The following is a 14,951-nucleotide window of genomic DNA, read 5'->3' as shown; positions in this document are numbered from 1 at the left end:
AGGATCGACGTGATGTCCACTCAGTCACCCGACACAGGGGTGTCGTCCACCCGGCGCGTCAACGCCCTGAAGGACTCCGCCCACCGCATCCGCATGCACGCGCTGGACATGGGCGAGACCCAGGGCCAGGGCTACATCGGACAGGCGCTGGGCGTGGCCGACATCCTGGCCGTCCTCTACAAGGACGTCCTCAACCACCGTGCCGACGCACCGGACTGGCCGCAGCGCGACAGGTTGCTGCTGTCGATCGGCCACTACGCGATCGCCCTGTACGCCGCACTCGCCGAGGCCGGCGTGCTGGACGTCGGGGAGCTCGCCACCTACGGAAGCGACGACTCACGGCTGCCCATGTCGGGCATGGCCTCCTACACGCCCGGCATGGAGATCTCCGGCGGCTCCCTGGGGCACGGTCTCGGCATCGCAGCCGGCATGGGACTCGGTCTGCGCCACCAGGGCAGCGACGCGCACGTGTACAACCTGCTCTCGGACGGTGAACTGGACGAGGGCTCCACCTGGGAGGCGGCGCTCGCCTGCGCTCACCACGGTCTGGACAACGTCACTGCCATCGTCGACGTCAATGCCCTGCAGGCGGACGGCCCGACCGAGGGCGTGCTGCGCACCGAGCCGGTCACGGCCAAGTGGGAGGCGTTCGGCTGGCATGCGGTCCGGGTGAACGGCAACGACATCGAGGCGCTCCTCGCGGCCTTCGACGGTTTGCGCGGGCACCGCGGATCACCGGCCGTGCTGATCTGCGACACCAGGATCGGGTGCGGCGTACCGATGCTGGAGACCCGGGAGAAGGCGCACTTCATGCGCGTCGAAGAGCACGAATGGCAGCTAGCCCGCGGCGAGTTGACGAAGCGCCACCGGGTGCGATCCGGCTCCGACCGCGCGACCCGGGGAGAGGGACTCGTCCGATGAACAACGCTGCGCCGACCCAGGCCGCCATCACCCCGACCGGAGCCCCGAAGCGGGGGCTCACCACCTCGGCGATGATCGCCTCGATCGCCGAAGAGGGACAGCGCACCACCAAGGCCCCCTTCGGGCACGCACTGGCCCGGCTCGCCGACGAACGCCCCGACGTCGTCGGACTCTCCGCGGACCTGGCCAAGTACACCGACATGCACGTCTTCCGCGAGGCCCACCCGGACCGCTTCTTCCAGATGGGCATGGCGGAACAGGTGATGCTGGGCGCGGCCGCGGGGCTGGCCGAGGTGGGCCTGACCCCGTTCGCCTCCACCTACTCCGTCTTCGCCACCCGCCGTGCCTACGACTTCCTGTGCCTCGACATCGCCGAGCCGCAGCTGAACGTCAACGTCGTCGGCGCCCTGCCCGGCCTGACCACCGGCTACGGTCCGAGCCACCAGGCGACCGAGGACCTGGCCATCCTGCGCGGCATGCCCGGCCTGACGATCGTGGACCCCGCGGACTCGGTGGACATCGAACAGGCCGTGCCGGCACTGGCCGCGCACCCGGGCCCCACCTACATGCGGCTGCTGCGCGGAGCCGTTCCCACCGTCCTGGACGAGTACGACTACCGGTTCGAACTCGGAAAGGCGGCACAGTTGCGCGGTGGACGCGACGTGCTGTTCGTCTCCACCGGCCTGATGACGGTACGCGCCCTGACCGCGGCCGAGGAACTCGCGGACGACCATGTGGACGTCGCCGTCCTCCACGTGCCGACGATCAAGCCGTTCGACCGCGAGACGGTGCTGCGGGAGGCCGGCAAGGGACGCCTCGTGGTGACGCTCGAGAACCACAGCGTCGTCGGAGGTCTCGCCGAGTCCGTCGCTTCCTGCCTGGCCTTCGCCCGCCAGACGGCACGCATCGTCCCGATCGGGCTGCCCGACGCGTTCCTCGCCGCGGGTGCTCTGCCCACCCTCCACGACCGCTACGGCCTCTCCGTCGCGGCGATCAAGGAGCGCGTCCGCCGCGAACTCTGATCCGCGCGCACGAAGCCCCGCACACACCGGCGCCACACCCTTTCCCACTCCTCAGGTCCTCAGGAGATCCACATGGCTATCGAGCACACATCCCGTACCGCCGTCGTCACCGGTGCGGGCTCCCGACGCGGCATCGGACGTGCCACCACACACGCACTGGTAGCCGCCGGCTACCACATCGCCGTCCTCGACCTGGACAAGGAAGCCGCCGAGGACACCGCCCGGGAAGTGGCCGCCCGGCACGGGGTGGCGGCCCTGGGCCTCGCGGCGGACGTCACCGACGCAAGGGCGGTCGACGCCGCGATCGGGGAGGCGGAAGCGGCACTCCCGCCGATCGGTGCCCTCGTGAACAACGCGGGGATCACGTCCCCGACCCGCTTCCTCGACGTCACGCCCACCGAGTGGGACCGGATCTTCGAGGTCAATGTCCGCGGAAGCTTCCTGGTCACCCACCGCGTGGCTGCCGGGATGGCCGAGCGGGGGTTCGGCCGCATCGTCTTCCTGTCGTCCGTCTCGGCCGAGCGCGGCGGCGGGGTGTTCGGAGGAGTGGCCTACTCGGCGGCCAAAGCCGCCCTCCTGGGCTTCGCCCGGTCGCTCGCCCGTGAACTCGGCCCGTCCGGAGTCACGGTCAACTGCGTCGCGCCGGGCCTGATCGACACCGACATCACCCAGGGGAAGCTGGACGAGGAGCGCAAGGCGGCGATGATCGCGGACATTCCGGTACGCCGCATCGGCGGTGTCGAGGACGTGGCCGACGTCATCGCCTTCCTGGCCCGGCCCGAGTCGGGCTACCTCACCGGTGCGACGTACGACGTCAACGGAGGGTCCCACATCCACTGAGGATGGCTTCCTCTGCCCGCACTGAGCATCAGCCGACCTGGGTCGGCAGTTCACGGGAGGATGGCGTGGGCCGACGCCGGGTCTGTGGTGTCGGTCGACGCCTTCTCCGGTGGGGCGTCGGCGACGGCCGGCGCGGCGAGCGGGTCGGGAGCGGGGAATGCAGCGGTCAGCCCGAGACATGAACTTGAACCTCGATATTGCACTTCCCCAAGGGAAGCGCGACCAACTGCTGTGCGGGCGCGCCCAGTTCGAAGCGGGTCATGCCGGTCGGCTGCGGGGCGGCCGACTCCGTCGCCGGTCGTGACCGCCGGACCCTCTCGTCCGCGAGAGCGGCCAGTTCCGACTTCCCCAGCGGTGCCGTTTCCCCGGAACCCACCCGTCTGCAGTGCCTGTACGGCCCTTCTGCCGAACCAGGCGCGTCCGGTCCGAACATCACCAGGCCGAGGGGCCGAGAACCTGCACCTGTCCCACAGCTGTCAATGTTGTGCACTTTCTTGACCAGGGTTAGGCACGCGCCTACCTTCAGCGTGTCCCCCCGGTCAAGGGAGACCGAGATGTCCCCGTCCCCCGTCGCATCACCGTCCACGGCCCTCGAACGAGCCCGGCAGCTGCGCCGAGTCGCTCTCTCCGGGCTGCTCGGAACAGCCGTGGAGTTCTACGACTTCCTCGTGTACGGAACCGTCGCCGCCCTAGTTTTCGGCGAACTGTTCTTCCCCGGCGCTGACCCCGCCGTCGGCACCATCGCCGCCTTCGGCACCTTCGCCGCCGGCTATGTCGCCCGACCGCTCGGCGGCATCGTCTTCGGCCACTTCGGCGACCGACTCGGCCGCAAGTCGATGCTGCTGCTCACCATGGGCCTGATGGGCGGCGCCAGCTTCCTCATCGGTCTGCTGCCCACGTACGCCACGATCGGCGTCTGGGCGCCGGTGCTGCTGATCACCCTGCGCGTGATGCAGGGCATCGCCATCGGCGGTGAATGGGGCGGCGCCACGCTGATGGTCGTCGAGCACGCCGGGGAGCGGCGCCGTGGACTGTGGTCCAGCTTCACGCAGATGGGCGCTCCCCTCGGCTCCCTGCTCTCCTCGCTCGTCGTCACCCTCGTCGTCGCCATGCCCAGGGACCAGTTCACGGCCTGGGGCTGGCGCGTGCCGTTCCTGCTGAGCGTGGTGCTGCTCGGCGTCGGACTCTTCGTCAGGCTCAAGGTCGTGGAGAGCCCGCTCTTCGCCGAGGTGAAGAAGGAGGGCGCCGAGGCGCGGCTGCCCATCCTCGACGTACTGCGCCGCCCGCGCCCCGTGCTGCTGGCCTGCTGCGTCGGCATCGGCGCCTTCACCGCCCAGTCCCTGCTGACCAGCTACATGATCGCGTACGCCACCGGCATCGGCTACGCCCGCCCGCAGGTGCTCACCGCGCTCACGGTCTCGGCCTGTGTCGCCCTCGTCGTCCTGCCCTGCGCCTCCGCGCTCTCCGACCGGATCGGCCGCCGCCCGGTGGTTCTCATCGGAGCCCTCACCTCGGTGGCGACCGCCTTCCCCGTGCTGGCGCTGGTCGACTCCGGGTCGCCCGGCCTCCTCATCCTCGCCATCGTCCTCGGCCACGGCATCGCCCAGTCCGTGATGTACGGACCGCTGGGCGCCCTGCTCACCGAGATGTTCGGCACCCAGGTCCGCTACACCGGCGCCTCCCTCGGCTACCAGGGCGCCACCCTCATCGGCGCCGGCTTCTCCCCGATGATCGCCGGAAGCCTGGTGGCGGGAAGCGGCAACGGCACCCCTGTCGCCCTGCTGATCTGCGGAGGCTCCCTCATCACCGCGTTGACCGTCTGGTTCGTGCGCGAGACCAGCAAGGCATCCCTCTCCGACACCACCGAACCCACAGGAACCCCCCGCACGGAGGAGATCTCCGCATGACCACCGGAACGTCCACCCGGACCCGCACCTCACGTCGCACCGCCTGCGCGGTGGCCCTCCTGCTCGCCGCCACCGCTCTGCCCGTCCCGGTGGCGGCCGCGACGGCGGCCGCGACGACCGGGACCAGACACATCGAGGGGCGACTCGCCTCGGGGGCAACGTACGTGATGGACGTGCCCGCCCACCACTGGAACGGCACCGTCCTGCTCTTCAGCCACGGTTACAACGACGGCCCGGAAAACCCCGCCGAGAACGCCGGGGACGACGCGACCAGGGCGCTGCTGCTGGAGAAGGGCTACGCGCTCATCGGCTCGTCGTACGCCACCACGGGGTGGGCGGTGGCGGACGCGGTACCCGACCAACTCGCCACCCTGTCCGCCTTCACCGACCGCTTCGGGCCGGCCCGTCGGACCATCGCCTGGGGCCGGTCGTACGGCGGATTCATCACCACCGCCATCGCCGAGCGCGCCGGGGAGCGGATCGACGGTTCCCTGTCCCTCTGCGGCCTGGTCCACGGCGGTGTCGCGAACTGGAACAACACCCTCGACCCGGTCTTCGCCATCAAGACGCTGCTCGCACCCGACTCCGACGTCCCGCTGGTGAACATCCCGAGCCAGACGGCCGCCAACGAGGCGGCGAGCGCGCTGACGAGCGCGGTCCACGCGGCCCAGGCCACACCTGAAGGGCGCGCCCGCATCGCCCTGGCCGCCGCCCTGCACAACATCCCGGGCTGGAACCAGCCGGCACAGACCCGGCCCGCCGCGGACGACTGGGACGCACAGCAGGCCAACCAGTACCAGGCCGTCACGGGGCTGTTGAGGATCGCCGCCTTCAACCGGCGGCAGGCGGCCGAGGTCAGGGCGGGCGGCAACATGTCCTGGAACACCGGGTGGACTACGCGAGACTGCTCGGCAAGTCCTCCGTCCGCAAGGAGGTCACCGAGCTGTACAAGAAGGCCGGCCTCTCCCTGCGCGCCGACCTCGCCGCCCTGAACCGCGCCCCGCGCATCAGCGCCGGCCCGGACGCCGTCGCATGGATGAGCCGCACCAGCGCCTTCACCGGCAAGCTGACCAAGCCGCAGCTGACCGTCCACACCATCGGCGACGCCCTCGTCCCCGTGCAGACCGAGAGCGCCCTGCGCCGCGCGGTCACCGCCGCAGGTTCGGCGTCCCTCCTCCGCCAGGCGTACACCGACAACGCCGGACACTGCACCTTCAGCCCCGCCGAACAGCTCGCCGCCCTGGACACCCTGGAGGACCGCATCACCACGGGCAAGTGGCGCGGCACGGACGCGAGGTCCCTCAACTCCCGTGCCGTGGCCGCCGATCCCACGACTCCGACCCGCTACGTGCCGTACCGCCCCACCCCGTACCTGCGGCCGTACGACCTCGCCCACCCCGCCGACGGCCAGTGACAGCCCTACGGCCGTCCACCGGACCGTCGGCGGGCAGCCGTACCCTTGCCCGCATGGAGGACCACGACATCCTGGACACCTCGGACACCCCGGACACCGCCGTCGGCCCGCAGCCGCGCCCGCAGTCGCTCATGCTCGCCTTCTTCGGCAACCACGTCCTCGAAGAGGGCGACCGTGACCTCTGTGTCTACTCGGGCAGCATCATCGACGTCCTCGTCCGGGTCGGAGTCGGTGAGCCGGCCGTACGCTCCACGCTGTCCCGCATGGTCAACCGCGGCCTGCTGCAACGCCGGCGCAAGGGACGCAGGATGTACTTCGGGCTCACCCCCCAGGCGACGCGCGTCCTGTGGGACGGCCGCACCCGCATCTGGACACAGGGCGCCGTCAACGACGACTGGGACGGCACCTGGACCCTGCTCGGCTTCTCCCTCCCCGACTCCTGGAAGCGCCAGCGCCACGACCTGCGCTCCCGCCTCACCTGGTCCGGATTCGGCGCCCTGTACAGCGGCCTGTGGATCGCCCCGGGAAACGTCGACATCTCCGGCTTCGTCGCGGAGCTCGGCCTCACCGACCACGTCAAGATCTTCCACGCCAGGGCCGACGTGACCACCGACATCGAGCTGATGATCCGCGACACCTGGGACCTGGAGAGCATCGCCGCCCGCTACGTCACCTTCGACAAGCGCTGGACCGCCCACCTGGGCACCGGCTCCGGCGACGACCCGATCGGCACCCGCCTGCGACTCGTCAGCGAATGGCTCGACACCATCCGCACCGACCCCAGACTCCCCACCCGCCACCTTCCCCCCGACTGGCCGGCCCGCCCCGCCCAGGAGACCTTCCGACGCGTCGCCGAACAGACCACCGAGCCCGCCCGGCGCCTGGCCAGGAAGCTACTGGACACCGTCCCGCTGCGGTAGGCGAAGACATCCACGACCACCGACGCGCAGCGCGCTGCTCACCGCCGGCGCCGGCAGCTCCCGCATCTACGGGCCCGAGGGCGCCGACATCGACCCCTCCCTGATCGACCTGGCCAGGAACGCCGCCGACCCCGCAGGGCACTACGCGAAGACCGACGCGACCGTCCGCTCCACGACGACCGGCCCAAGTCACCGTGGTGCGGCCGGACGAGGGCGAAGGACCGCACTTCCCCGACCCGGTCGAGCCCGCCCCGGACGAAACCGCGGCATGAGGCACGGGCACGCTTCTGCGGCTGCCCCAGCTTGGAACGCTGGGGCGCGCTACCCGGGCGGTACGGCTGCACGCGCCCCCGCCGCGCCTCGGCGACGGACCACTGAACGGACCTTCGGCCGGCTCCTGCACCCTGCCCTCACAGGCCCCGTTATCTTTTTCGCGGTCCTGCAAGAGGGCCGCTGGCCTCCGGGCCCGGCATGACTGTGTCCCCCTGTCGAACGGATGACCTGGGGGGTGGTGTCACCGGGCCCGGGAGGTGCCGTCGGAGACGCTGATGAGAGGTCCGGCCACCGCCCGGTCCGGCGCAACGCCGGACAGCTCGCGGGCGGCAGGTCTGCATAACGTGGATGCGCGCGTACGACACCACTGCCGAGGCCGGCCTGTTCAACTCGCCTGGAAGGGGCGCGATGTTCGACACCGAAGGCGTGGGCGTGTTCCTCGGCCTGGACGTCGGCAAGACCGCTCATCACGGTCATGGGCTCACCCCGGCCGGGAAGAAGGTCCTCGACAAGCAGCTGCCCAACAGCGAGCCGAAGCTGCGGGCCGTATTCGACAAGCTGACCGCGAAGTTCGGCATCGTTCTGGTGATCGTGGACCAGCCCGCCTCCATCGGCGCCCTGCCGCTGACCGTGGCCCGGGACGCGGGCTGCAAGGTCGCCTACCTGCCTGGACTTGCCATGCGGCGGATCGCCGACCTGTATCCGGGCGAAGCCAAGACCGACGCCAAGGATGCCGCGGTGATCGCGGACGCGGCCCGCACCATGCCGCACACCCTGCGCTCTTTGGAGCTGACCGACGAGATCACCGCCGAGCTGACCGTGCTCGTCGGCTTCGACCAGGACCTCGCGGCCGAGGCCACCCGCACTTCCAACCGGATACGCGGCCTGCTCACCCAGTTCCACCCGTCGCTGGAGCGCGTTCTGGGCCCCCGCCTGGACCACCAAGCCGTCACCTGGCTGCTGGAGCGCTACGGCTCCCCGGCCGCACTGCGCAAAGCCGGCCGCCGCAGGCTCGTCGAGCTCATCCGGCCCAAGGCCCCGCGCATGGCCCAGCGGCTGATCGACGATGTCTTCGAGGCGTTGGACGAGCAGACCGTCGTAGTCCCGGGGACCGGCACCCTTGACATCGTCGTGCCCTCCCTGGCCCGCTCTCCCGCCGCCGTCCACGAACAGCGCCGGGCCCTGGAAGCCCAGATCAACGCCCTGCTGGAGGCCCACCCTCTTTCCCCGGTCCTGACGTCGATGCCCGGCGTCGGCGTCAGGACCGCCGCCGTCCTGCTGGTCACCGTCGGCGACGGCACCAGCTTCCCGAGAGCCGCCCACCTGGCCTCCTACGCCGGCGACCACGAAGTCGTCGGGCACGTCGATCCACGGCGAACACGCGCCCCGAGGCGGCAACCGCCAGCTCAAACGCGCCATGTTCCTCTCCGCCTTCGCCTGCATGAACGCCGATCCCGCCTCCCGCACCTACTACGACAAGCAACGCGCCCGCGGCAAAACCCACACACAGGCACTCCTCCGCCTCGCCCGCCAACGCATCAGCGTCCTGTTCGCCATGCTCCGAGACGGCACCTTCTACGAACCCCGCACGCCCACGGACGTCGAGCTCGCCGCATGACCCCAGCAAGACCGAATCACCCCAAACCCGACAGGGGCGCCTTGACGAAGGACATAGAGGCACCCATCCCGTCACGGCCACGTCCAGGCGGGCGAGGGCGGCCGCGACCAGGGCGGGTGCCGCCTCGTGCCCTTCTCGGACGAGGACGCCGAAGCGCGCCACAGCGCCACCTGGGTCACCTCCGCCCGGACCGCCGCACGCATCCGCTCCCGGAGACCGAGCGGCTTGGCGACAAGACAGCAAAGACTCATCTTGATACTGCGTCTCATATTGGGCTATGATCTCACTCGAATACTTCGTTCGAAGCTTTGGCGACAAGACCTGTTCGACTGCCGCGACTACCGGGCACGCCCGCGAGCCGCGGCAAGGAACCACCGCATCCGGACCGGCCCCGTGCCGCTCCGTCAAGACGAGGAAGGCACGACAATGGCGAAGATCCTGTTCATCATGACCAGCAGCGACGCGTGGACGCTCAAGGACGGCTCGAAGTGGGCCGGCGGCTACTGGGCCGAGGAGGCCGTGGTCCCGTTCGAGGTGTTCAAGGCCGCCGGCCACGAGATCACCATCGCCACGCCCGGCGGTGTGGTCCCACCCGTGAACCCGGTCAGCCTCACCCCCGAGCCGGCGGGTGGCGAGGCCCGCGCCGCGCGCATGCGCGAGGTCATCGACACCGCGCCCGAGTTGGCCAAGCCCGTCGACCTGGCCGATGTGGACCTGTCCGGCTTCGACGCGGTGTTCGTCCCCGGCGGCAACGGCCCCATGGAAGACCTGGCGTACGACGCCGACGCCGGGCGTCTCGTCACCCAGGCCCTCACCGGCGGCACGCCGCTCGGCATGGTCTGCCACGGCCCGGCCTCCGTGCTCACCGCACCGACCGAGAACGGCTCGCACCCCTTCGCGGGCTACCGCATCACCAGCTTCACCAATGCCGAGGAGCAACTGATCGGCCCGGGCGACAAGGCCAAGTGGCTGCTCCAGGACCGCCTGACCGAGGCGGGAATCGCAGTGATCGCGGGCGAGCCCTTCGCCCCGCACATCGAGGTCGACCGCAACGTCGTCACCGGCCAGAACCCCGCCTCGTCCGGTCCGGCCGCCGAAGCGCTGCTCGAGCAGCTCGCCTGACCCCTACCGGCGCGGGGCGGTTCGCCGCCGCCCCGCGCCCACGAGCACCGACAAAGCCCCACCCCCCACCTACCCCAGCGCCGCGAGCCCCTCTCGCTGCAACGCCTCTCACCCGGCCCACGTCATCGTCACGCCGCGCTGCCCCCGGAACGGCCAGGACGGACGGTCGCCCGCGGCAGCAACTGAAGCGCCAGGCAATGCCGTTCGAACGGCTCGACATAGAACGGCTCAGGGCGCGAGCGGCGGACGTCGGCACCGATCTGAGGGACTGTCAGGCCGAACTTGGCCTTGCGCCGATCCACGGCGACTGCGGCTTGCGAGGCGATCGCGACGGTGCTCGCCACTGCGGCCGTCGACCCTCGAAATTGCCCGTTCGAGCGGGAAGAGCACTGCGACATCTCTTGACGTGCGCCCTGCGAATGCGTAGACATGATCGCGCGGTCACACGCTTGACCTCGCTCGATACAGGCATCTCGACCACAGGCATACGGCCACCAGGAGACGCGATGACACCAGGAGTGGGACGCAACACGGACGCGCCCGCACCACGCAGCGCGGACGTCGCCCACCTGGCCGGAGTCTCACGCAAAACGGTCTCCCGGGTCCTGAACAACGAGCCCTACGTCTCCGACGAAGCCCGCCGACGCGTCCTCGAAGCCGCCGAGCAACTGGGCTACCGCCTCAACCACGCCGCCCGCGCACTGGCCTCAGGACGCACCCGTACCATCGGAGTGGTCGCCCTGGGAACCGCCGGATACGGCACCGCCTCCCTCCTCGTCCACATCGAGCACGCCGTACGCGACGCCGGATACGCCCTGCGCATCGTCAACACACCCGACGGCGACCCGAAGAGCATCGCCGGCGCGGTGGAAACACTCCTCGAGCAAGGCGTGGACGCAATCGTCGTCTCCGAGCCCGTCGTGGAAGGAGAAGTCTCCGTCCGTGTCGACGTACCCGTCCTCTTCCTGGGGGCACCGCCGGCCTTCACCGCCGCCCGGACACTGACCGTGGACATAGCCGCCCACCAGCTGGCACGGGCCGCCACCGAACACCTGCTGGACCTCGGACACCTGACCGTCCATCACCTCGCCGGACCGCTGCGGTGGTACGCCTCCAAAGACCGCCTGGAAGGCTGGCGGGCCGCACTGACAGCACGCGGCGCGCGGAAACCGCCCGTCGTCGAGGGCGACTGGTCACCCGCCTCCGGACACGCGGCAGGCCGCGAACTGGCCTCCGACCCCGACGTGACCGCGGTCTTCGCAGCAGGCGACGAGATGGCCATCGGCCTCATCCACGCCCTGCGGGAAGCCGGACGCCGCGTCCCACAAGACGTCAGCGTCGTCGGATTCGACGGCAACTCCGTCTTCGCCTACATCACCCCACCCCTCACCACCGCACGCCAACCCTTCCAAGCCGCAGCACGCGAAGGCATCCGGCGACTCGTCCACACCATCGAGAAACCGGACACCGACCTCCCACCGCCAATCGACCCACCCATCGAACTCATCCTCCGCGGCTCCACCGCACCCCCACCACCCCACCAGGGCTAGCCAGCACCACCCACACCTGAACACCGGCCTCTCCGTCTTTCGTCAGCAACATCGCCACTGGCGGCAGGGCCGTCTCCAGCAACGGCTTCCCCTCGGTGTGGGAGCCGTTCCTCCTGGTCGACGACAACGAGCTCATCGTCTGCTACTCCGACCAGCGCGACACCAACCACGGCCAGAAGCCCGTCCAGCGGGTCTCCATCGATCTCCGCATCTGGGGCCCCGCCGTGGACGGCGTGTCGATGCCGGCCTACGCGGACCGGCCGGGCATGCCGTGGTCACCCCGCTGCCCAAAGGCACCCTCGCGGTGAGCGGCGACATCTGGAAGACCTGTCCCTCAACACTGAGAACGGCGCTCCCGACGCCTGGACCCGCATCCGCTCCGACGGCGCCGCCGCCGGCAACAGCCGCTGCCTGCTCCCCATGGCCGACGGGCAGAGCCTGATGGTGTTCAGTGTTCCGCGCGGGCGGACCCGGTCCGCCGGGACCGGGACGGCCGCTGCGTTCCGCCCGCCTCCTGGCTCGACCGAAGGCTCGGCCGGACGCGCGGTGGAAGTGCGGGGCTGTTCCGTTCCCGCACCTCCACCGCTGGGGCCGCTCAGCCCGACCGTGTGGTGGCCGCTGGTGTCATGACACCTGGACGAGCTGCCATTGCTGGTCGAGTGCGCCGGTGTCGGTGTACTGGACGACGCGGGCGCCGTCCGCCGTGGAGGCCTGCCACACGGCCAGAACCTTGCCCGAGTTGCGGTTCACGATCTTGTAGTAGGAGCCGACCGGCACGAGTTGCCACTGCTGGTCGGCGCCGTAGTTCTCGACCCACTGGATCGCGTCCGTCCCATTGCTGGTACTCGCGGACGGGATCGCCAGCACGCGACCGCTGTTGCGGTTGAACAAGGTGCGGTAGCCGCCGCCGACGTCGGTCACGTGCCAGTGCTGGTTGTGCCCGCCGTTGTCGGCCCACTGCACGACCTGGGCGCCGTCCTGCAGATTGGCCTGGTAGACGTCGAGCGCCTTGCCGCTGGCACGGTTGATGAGCTTGTAGTACGGACCGGCGGAGTTGCCGAGATCCACGTCGCCGACGTACACGCTGTTGCGCGCGTTGACCCAGAAACCCTCGACCGAAACGATGAGCACGCGCCCGGTGCCTCTGACGTACTGCAGCTGCCGGCTGTACCCGCGCGGCATGACCGTGCGCACCGGGGTCCACGCGCCCGCGCCGTTGTTCGTGTTGATCCGGACGTCGGTGGAGCCGTACGAGTTGTAGGCGAGGCGGCCGTTGGGCAGCGTGATGACGTACGGGCTGCCACCGTGGTCGATCGTCGTTCCGCCGTTACCGGCGTTCCACGACTCCGGGTTGGACGAGATCTTGAAGTTGTTCGGCGTGTTCGCCTGACCGACCATCTCGTACACCATCATGTACTGGCCGTTCGCCATCCTCGTCACGACCGGCATGCCCGGCCGCATGGCGCGGTCCGCCAACGCGACGTCCTCGACCACCGGACCCCAGTTGACGGCGTCGGTGGAGGCCTGGTGCACGATCTTCTGGTCGTGGTTTGCCTTGTCGCGTTCATCCGAGTAGTAGACGATGAGCTTGTTGTTCGCAACCAGCAGGTACGGCTCCCAGATCGGTGTGGGGTTCGCGCTGCCCCACTCGCCGCCACCGACCGCTATCTCACTGACCCAGCTCCAGGTGAACCCGTCGTCGCTGCTCCGGTAGAGCTCAAGGGCTGTCGCGGACCGGTCCGGTGGCGTGACGATCCCGGCCAGCAGGATGGTCCCGGCCGGCATGTTGCCGATCGCCTGCGGCAGGACGTACAGGAACGGGCTGGCCCAGTTGCTGCCCCAGCGCCGCGGCGACTGGTCCGCAACGGAAGCGATCTTCGACCACGACTGCCCGTTGTTCGTGCTGCTGAAGATCGGGAACGTCTGCCCGGCGGCGGGCTGGTTGTTGTCCTCGAAGGTGACCAGGATCCGCCCGGTGTTGGTCTGCGCCGACTTGGCGTACGACGTGCAGTACGGGCGGTTGCAGTCACCCGACGGCGCGAACAGCACGGACGGCCCGAACGCACTCGCCGGCGTGGTGGACACCAGCAGCCCGCACGCGACGAGTATCGCCACGAGCCACGCCGGCGACAGCTTTCTCAGAAGTTTCATCTGACGTTGCTCCTTGCTCGATCCGTGCCGGTCAGGGCGCGGGCACGATCTTCCACTGTTGGTTGATGCTGTTGATGTCGCCGTACTGGGCGACATCGGCGCCGTTGGTGGCTCGCCCCATGCCATCCAGGTAGAGGACCGGTGGCGCGGTTCATGATCCGCACGTGGTCGGATCTGGCCGCCGCGTCCTGCTTGCACAGCGCGACCGCATGGGCCCGGGTGGACGGCGCTCACCGTGTCCGGTATCGATGCGGCATGCCCATGTCAGTCGCCCTCCTGTGCCGCGGCGTCGAACGGCTGACGCACCGTGGTCAAAGAGGGGTTCACTAGGCGGCGACGGGCATGCCCTCGAACCCGACGACGCTGATGTCCTGCGGCAGTCGGCCGCCGACAACGCACGGATCAGGGTCCCGGGCCATCTCGTCGCCCGCGGCGAACACCCCGGTCACGGCGCTGTCATCGGCCAGTTCGCGGCCTGCCGCGTATCCGGACGCGGCCGACCAGTCGCCTTCGACAACAGGCGGCACGCTCCGGCCTCGCGCCGCCAGCGCGGCCCGCCCCCCTTGGAGGCGGTTTCTGGCGGCCTACCACCGCTGCGGGCCGGCGCCATGACAGACGGTCGCGTGCTCCGGATCCAGCAGGTGTTCGGTCGCCGTTCGTGCCAACAGGTCGGCCACGATGCCCGCGGCAAGAGACCGGGCCGCGGCGAAGACCGGCGGCGCACCGAAGAGCGAAGACCGGCGACGCACCGAGGAAAAGGACCGGCACGTCCGGGCGGAGGGAGACTTCTCCCTCGTCGATCGGCGCGAAAATGACGATGCCGTCCGCACCCTGCTCAAGCGGCGACTCCACGACGCCGGCGACACCGCCCCGGTCGCCTTCCATGGTGCTGACGACCCGCAACGCGTAACCCGCGTCCCGGACAGCTCGCCCAATGGCCACCAGCAGCGAGGCGACGCCGTACCGGGCGGTCCCGAGGGTCGCCACATGGATGGCACGAGGACGACCGGATGCCGACGACCGGGCTGCTTTGTTCAGCCGGTGGCCAAGCGCTTCGGCAGCGTCGAGAACGTGGCGGCACCCCTCGGCGGACACGTACGACTCGCGGTTGAAGACCCTGGACACGGTCTTCCTCCAGACGCCGGCCAGACGAGCCACATCGGCACTGAGCGGCACGGCGAAGCTGCTGCTCGGTCCCTGCAGTCGCGTCACG

10 protein-coding genes and 3 pseudogenes are annotated in these 14,951 nt (G+C 70.0%); 10 read left to right on the top strand and 3 right to left on the bottom strand.

Annotation, left to right across the window (positions count from 1 at the left end; genetic code table 11):
- Nucleotides 1-12: 12 nt before the first annotated feature.
- From ACFPZJ_RS36025 to ACFPZJ_RS35990, 8 genes and pseudogenes are all read left to right on the top strand, one after another.
- A complete protein-coding gene (locus ACFPZJ_RS36025) occupies nucleotides 13-921 on the top strand; it encodes a transketolase (RefSeq protein WP_381030730.1) in 909 nt (302 codons plus the stop codon).
- Nucleotides 918-1,943: a transketolase family protein gene (locus tag ACFPZJ_RS36020; RefSeq protein ID WP_381030728.1), complete on the top strand. Its 1,026-nt coding sequence runs from the start codon at nucleotides 918-920 to the stop codon at nucleotides 1,941-1,943. The genes ACFPZJ_RS36025 and ACFPZJ_RS36020 overlap by 4 nt, the downstream gene beginning before the upstream one ends.
- A 72-nt stretch (nucleotides 1,944-2,015) precedes the next feature.
- Nucleotides 2,016-2,783, top strand: coding sequence for an SDR family NAD(P)-dependent oxidoreductase (locus ACFPZJ_RS36015; RefSeq protein WP_381030726.1), 768 nt, complete (start codon nucleotides 2,016-2,018; stop codon nucleotides 2,781-2,783).
- Between the two features lie 554 nt (nucleotides 2,784-3,337).
- Nucleotides 3,338-4,690, top strand: a complete 1,353-nt coding sequence (locus tag ACFPZJ_RS36010; RefSeq protein ID WP_381030724.1) for an MFS transporter — start codon at nucleotides 3,338-3,340, stop codon at nucleotides 4,688-4,690.
- A pseudogene (locus tag ACFPZJ_RS36005) lies at nucleotides 4,687-6,104 on the top strand (alpha/beta hydrolase family protein). The gene ACFPZJ_RS36010 and the pseudogene ACFPZJ_RS36005 overlap by 4 nt, the downstream one beginning before the upstream one ends.
- Before the next feature lie 53 nt (nucleotides 6,105-6,157).
- The gene (locus ACFPZJ_RS36000) at nucleotides 6,158-7,024 is read left to right on the top strand and encodes a PaaX family transcriptional regulator (protein WP_381030722.1); all 867 of its coding nucleotides are present in this window, start codon (nucleotides 6,158-6,160) and stop codon (nucleotides 7,022-7,024) included.
- A 681-nt stretch (nucleotides 7,025-7,705) separates the two neighbouring features.
- Nucleotides 7,706-8,915, top strand: a pseudogene (locus ACFPZJ_RS35995) (IS110 family RNA-guided transposase).
- A gap of 426 nt (nucleotides 8,916-9,341) precedes the next feature.
- The gene (locus ACFPZJ_RS35990) at nucleotides 9,342-10,037 is read left to right on the top strand and encodes a type 1 glutamine amidotransferase domain-containing protein (RefSeq protein ID WP_381030720.1); all 696 of its coding nucleotides are present in this window, start codon (nucleotides 9,342-9,344) and stop codon (nucleotides 10,035-10,037) included.
- Between the two features lie 128 nt (nucleotides 10,038-10,165).
- Here the strand turns inward: ACFPZJ_RS35990 and ACFPZJ_RS35985 are convergent, their stop codons facing one another.
- Complete coding sequence (locus ACFPZJ_RS35985) at nucleotides 10,166-10,381, bottom strand: hypothetical protein (RefSeq protein WP_381030718.1); 216 nt, start codon at nucleotides 10,379-10,381, stop codon at nucleotides 10,166-10,168.
- Between the two features lie 162 nt (nucleotides 10,382-10,543).
- Between ACFPZJ_RS35985 and ACFPZJ_RS35980 the strand changes: the two genes are divergently transcribed.
- Both ACFPZJ_RS35980 and ACFPZJ_RS35975 read left to right on the top strand, forming a co-directional pair.
- Nucleotides 10,544-11,587, top strand: coding sequence for a LacI family DNA-binding transcriptional regulator (locus ACFPZJ_RS35980; RefSeq protein ID WP_381030716.1), 1,044 nt, complete (start codon nucleotides 10,544-10,546; stop codon nucleotides 11,585-11,587).
- Between the two features lie 95 nt (nucleotides 11,588-11,682).
- Nucleotides 11,683-11,895, top strand: a complete 213-nt coding sequence (locus tag ACFPZJ_RS35975; RefSeq protein WP_381030714.1) for a hypothetical protein — start codon at nucleotides 11,683-11,685, stop codon at nucleotides 11,893-11,895.
- A 316-nt stretch (nucleotides 11,896-12,211) separates the two neighbouring features.
- Here the strand turns inward: ACFPZJ_RS35975 and ACFPZJ_RS35970 are convergent, their stop codons facing one another.
- Both ACFPZJ_RS35970 and ACFPZJ_RS35965 read right to left on the bottom strand, forming a co-directional pair.
- Nucleotides 12,212-13,738, bottom strand: a complete 1,527-nt coding sequence (locus ACFPZJ_RS35970) for an RICIN domain-containing protein (RefSeq protein WP_381030713.1) — start codon at nucleotides 13,736-13,738, stop codon at nucleotides 12,212-12,214.
- Nucleotides 13,739-14,008: 270 nt separating this feature from the next.
- Nucleotides 14,009-14,914 (bottom strand): annotated as a pseudogene (locus ACFPZJ_RS35965) (substrate-binding domain-containing protein); the annotation flags it as partial.
- Nucleotides 14,915-14,951: the final 37 nt, after the last annotated feature.

It is taken from the genome of Streptomyces bullii (genome assembly GCF_042657145.1).
Classification (GTDB): domain Bacteria; phylum Actinomycetota; class Actinomycetes; order Streptomycetales; family Streptomycetaceae; genus Streptomyces; species Streptomyces bullii.
This window is presented reverse-complemented; position numbering and strand designations above follow the sequence as displayed.

Bases quoted from the DNA above. Each gene is read 5' to 3' on its own strand.
- ACFPZJ_RS36015 (WP_381030726.1), top strand. From the start codon at position 2,016: ATGGCTATCGAGCACACATCCCGTACCGCCGTCGTCACCGGTGCGGGC.
- ACFPZJ_RS36025 (WP_381030730.1), top strand. From the start codon at position 13: ATGTCCACTCAGTCACCCGACACAGGGGTGTCGTCCACCCGGCGCGTC.
- ACFPZJ_RS36000 (WP_381030722.1), top strand. From the start codon at position 6,158: ATGGAGGACCACGACATCCTGGACACCTCGGACACCCCGGACACCGCC.
- ACFPZJ_RS35990 (WP_381030720.1), top strand. From the start codon at position 9,342: ATGGCGAAGATCCTGTTCATCATGACCAGCAGCGACGCGTGGACGCTC.
- ACFPZJ_RS35970 (WP_381030713.1), bottom strand. From the start codon at position 13,738: ATGAAACTTCTGAGAAAGCTGTCGCCGGCGTGGCTCGTGGCGATACTC.
- ACFPZJ_RS36010 (WP_381030724.1), top strand. From the start codon at position 3,338: ATGTCCCCGTCCCCCGTCGCATCACCGTCCACGGCCCTCGAACGAGCC.
- ACFPZJ_RS35980 (WP_381030716.1), top strand. From the start codon at position 10,544: ATGACACCAGGAGTGGGACGCAACACGGACGCGCCCGCACCACGCAGC.
- ACFPZJ_RS36020 (WP_381030728.1), top strand. From the start codon at position 918: ATGAACAACGCTGCGCCGACCCAGGCCGCCATCACCCCGACCGGAGCC.